The sequence below is a fragment of the Streptomyces sp. NPDC059832 genome, from assembly GCF_042731715.1.
GTDB lineage: Bacteria > Actinomycetota > Actinomycetes > Streptomycetales > Streptomycetaceae > Streptomyces.
Genome location: NZ_JBHWIY010000048.1, coordinates 5,658 through 9,272 on the forward strand (window position 1 = coordinate 5,658; position 3,615 = coordinate 9,272).

A 3,615-nucleotide genomic window follows, 5' to 3' on the forward strand; every position below is an offset into this window, starting at 1 on the left:
CGCCCAACGCCGGTTAGGAACGAACTCCCCTTTTTCTGCGACCCGGGCGCACCCATGTCCGGGTCCGGCCGAAACCGGTGGCGCGGGTTGTTCCCAGAGTGGCAAGCGACCGCTTAGTATGCGCCGGAGCAGTGGTAATGCCGACAGTGTTGTGGAGGCCCCTCATGCAGGCATGGCGAGTGCACCGGAACGGCGAGCCGAGCGAGGTGATGCGGCTGGAGGAGACGGACAGGCCCACGCCCGGCGACGGGCAGGTGCTCATCGAGGTGCTCGCGGCGAACATCAACTTCCCCGACGCGCTGCTCTGCCGAGGCCAGTACCAGGTGAGGCCGCCGCTGCCCTTCACCCCCGGCGTGGAGATCTGCGGCAGGACGGCGGACGGGCGGCGGGTGCTCGCCACCCCCGCCCTGCCGAACGGTGGATTCGCCGAATACGTCGTCGCGGACGAGGCGGCGCTGCTGCCCGCCCCGGACACCCTGGACGACGCCGAGGCCGCCGCCCTGCACATCGGCTACCAGACCGGCTGGTTCGGCCTGCACCGCAGGGCGCACCTCCGGGCGGGCGAGACGCTCCTGGTCCACGCGGCGGCCGGCGGGGTCGGCAGCGCCGCCGTCCAGCTCGGCAAGGCCGCCGGAGCCACCGTCATCGGTGTGGTCGCAGGCCCCGACAAGGCCAGGACCGCCGCCGGGCTCGGCTGTGACCTGGTCGTCGACCGCCACAGCGAGGACATCGTCGCCGCGGTCAAGGAAGCCACCGGCGGACGCGGCGCCGACGTGGTCTACGACCCGGTCGGCGGCGACGCCTACGCCAAGTCCGTGAAGTGCGTCGCCTTCGAGGGCCGGGTGGTCGTCGTCGGCTTCGCGAGCGGTGTCATCCCCACCCCGGCGTTGAACCACGCCCTCGTCAAGAACTACTCGATCGTCGGACTCCACTGGGGCCTGTACAACACCAAGGACCCGGCCGCCGTCCGCGCCTGCCACGACGAGCTCACCCGGCTCGCCGCCCAGGGCGCCGTCAAGCCGCTGATCAGTGAACGCGTCGGGCTCGCCGGGGCCGCCGACGCCGTCCAGCGGGTCGCCGACGGCACCAGCACCGGCCGGATCGTCGTCCTCCCGTCAGGAGCCGCCCGATGACCGCACCCGACGCGGCCGAGCTCCGCCGCCGCACCCAGGACCTGCTCGCCGCACACCCCCCGGCCACCACCGGCCGCACCGAATTCCTCCAGGCCCGCTTCGACGCCGGACTGGCCTGGGTGCACTACCCGGCCGGCCTCGGCGGCCTCGACGCCCCGCGCTCCCTGCAACCCGTCGTCGACGCCGAACTCGCCGCGGCGGGCGCCCCCGACAACGACCCGCGCCGGATCGGGATCGGCCTCGGCATGGCCGCCCCCACCATCCTCGGCTACGGCACCGACGAGCAGAAACAGCGCTTCCTGCGGCCGCTCTGGGTCGGCGAGGAGGTCTGGTGCCAGCTCTTCAGCGAACCGGGCGCGGGCTCCGACCTCGCGGCCCTCGGCACCCGCGCCGTCCGTGACGGCGAGGACTGGGTGGTCGACGGGCAGAAGGTCTGGACGTCCAGCGCCCACCTGGCCCGCTGGGCGATCCTCATCGCCCGCACCGACCCCGACCGGCCCAAGCACCGCGGCATCAGCTACTTCATCTGCGACATGACCGACCCGGGCGTCGAGGTGCGGCCGCTGCGCCAGATCACCGGCGAGGCCGAGTTCAACGAGGTCTTCCTGACCGGCGTACGCATCCCCGACAGCAGGCGCCTCGGCCCGGTCGGCGAGGGCTGGAAGGTCGCGCAGACCACGCTGATGAACGAGCGGGTCTCCATCGGCGGGGCACGGATCCCGCGCGAGGGCGGCATGATCGGCCCGGTCGCCCGCACCTGGCGCGACCGTCCGGAACTGCGCACCCACGACCTCCACCGGCGCCTGCTGACCCTCTGGGTGGAGGCCGAGGTGGCCAGGCTCACCGGCACCCGGCTGCGTCAGCAGCTCGTTGCCGGACAGCCCGGCCCCGAAGGCTCCGGAATGAAGCTCGCCTTCGCCCGGCTCAACCAGGAGATCAGCGGGCTGGAAGTCGAACTGCTCGGCCAGGAAGGGCTGTTGTACGGCGACTGGACCATGCGCCGGCCCGAACTCGTCGACTTCACCGGGCGGGACGCCGGCTACCGCTACCTCCGCTCCAAGGGCAACTCCATCGAGGGCGGCACCAGCGAGGTGCTGCTCAACATCGTCGCCGAGCGCGTCCTCGGCCTGCCCGCCGAGCCGCGCAACGACAAGGACGTCGCCTGGAAGGACCTGGCCCGATGACCGCACCGACCGAAGAGAACCACGAACCCGATCTGCTGTACTCGGAGGCGGAGGAGGATCTGCGGGCAGCGGTGCGTTCGCTGCTCGCCGACCGGAGCGACGCGCCGTCGGTACTCGCCCGCGTCGAGTCCGACACCCCGTACGACCCGCGGCTCTGGAAGGCCCTAGCCGCCGACATCGGTACCGCGGGGCTGCTGGTGCCCGAGGAGTTCGGCGGGCAGGGCGCGGGTCATCGTGAGGCCGCGGTGGTGCTGGAGGAGCTGGGCCGCGGTGTGACGCCCTCGCCCTATCTGACCAGTGCGGTCGTCGCCACGGAGACGCTCCTCGCGCTGGGCGCGCCCGACGGGCCGGTTGCCGCGCTCCTCGGCGACCTTGCCGCGGGCCGCAGGGTAGCGGCGCTCGCCGTGCCGTTCGCCGCTCCGGCGCCCGACGCCGCTCAGCCGGCCGGTGTGGTGGCCGGACGGGTGGCGGGGACGGTGACCGGCGTCGCCGACGCCACCACCGCCGATGTGCTGCTGGTGCCGACGACCGACGGCCTGTACGCGGTCGACACCGGTGCCGAAGGCGTCGCCGTCGAGCCGCTCGTACCGCTCGACCTGACTCGCCCGCTCGCCACCGTCACCCTCTCCGGGGCTGCCGGGACCCGGCTGGCCGACGGTGCCTCCGCGGTCGCCGCCGTGCGCCGGGGCCTGCTGGCGGGCGCCGGACTGCTCGCCTCCGAACAGCTCGGAATCGCCGAGTGGTGCCTGACCGAAACGGTCCGGTACACCCGTGAACGTCACCAGTTCAACCGGCCGGTCGGCTCGTTCCAGGCGCTCAAGCACCGTATGGCGCAGCTCTGGCTGGAGGTCGTTTCGGCCCGCGCCGCCGCGCGGAACGCCGCGGACGCCCTCGCGACCGGCAGCCCGGACACGCGGTTAGCGGTGGCCGTCGCGCAGGCGTACTGCTCCGAGGTCGCCGTGCACGCCGCGGAGGAGTGCGTCCAGCTGCACGGTGGGATCGGCATGACCTGGGAGCATCCGGCGCACCTGTATCTCAAGCGCGCCAAGGCCGACTCGATCGCGTACGGCACGGCCGGGCGGCACCGCGAGACCATTGCCGAACTCGTGGAGCTGCCCGCGCCGTAGCGAGGGAGAGAGGAACGGCCCGCGTGGATGCGGGACTTGGGAGCGGAGGGGGGTGTAAGAGCGCCCCCCCTCCCCCATCTCCCCCACCGGCGGGGGATCAGGGACCCCCCTTCCCCCTTTTTCCTTTTGCTGGGTTTTCCACAACACCTCCTCTTTCCTCAGAGGGGTGTC

At 72.7% G+C, this 3,615-nt stretch carries 3 protein-coding genes; all 3 read left to right on the forward strand.

The window, feature by feature from the left end; genetic code table 11:
* The first annotated feature begins 164 nt into the window (after positions 1-164).
* The 3 genes from ACFV8T_RS41045 to ACFV8T_RS41055 are packed head-to-tail and all read left to right on the forward strand — an operon-like array spanning position 165 to position 3,444.
* Positions 165-1,133: an NADPH:quinone oxidoreductase family protein gene (locus ACFV8T_RS41045; RefSeq protein ID WP_385337805.1), complete on the forward strand. Its 969-nt coding sequence runs from the start codon at positions 165-167 to the stop codon at positions 1,131-1,133.
* Positions 1,130-2,317, forward strand: coding sequence for an acyl-CoA dehydrogenase family protein (locus tag ACFV8T_RS41050; RefSeq protein WP_385337808.1), 1,188 nt, complete (start codon positions 1,130-1,132; stop codon positions 2,315-2,317). Before ACFV8T_RS41045 ends, ACFV8T_RS41050 begins: the two co-directional genes overlap by 4 nt.
* Positions 2,314-3,444: an acyl-CoA dehydrogenase family protein gene (locus ACFV8T_RS41055; RefSeq protein WP_385337811.1), complete on the forward strand. Its 1,131-nt coding sequence runs from the start codon at positions 2,314-2,316 to the stop codon at positions 3,442-3,444. Before ACFV8T_RS41050 ends, ACFV8T_RS41055 begins: the two co-directional genes overlap by 4 nt.
* Positions 3,445-3,615 lie beyond the last annotated feature (171 nt).

Coding starts and splice junctions, on each gene's coding strand:
- ACFV8T_RS41045 (WP_385337805.1), top strand. CDS start 165: ATGCAGGCATGGCGAGTGCACCGGAACGGCGAGCCGAGCGAGGTGATG.
- ACFV8T_RS41050 (WP_385337808.1), top strand. CDS start 1,130: ATGACCGCACCCGACGCGGCCGAGCTCCGCCGCCGCACCCAGGACCTG.
- ACFV8T_RS41055 (WP_385337811.1), top strand. CDS start 2,314: ATGACCGCACCGACCGAAGAGAACCACGAACCCGATCTGCTGTACTCG.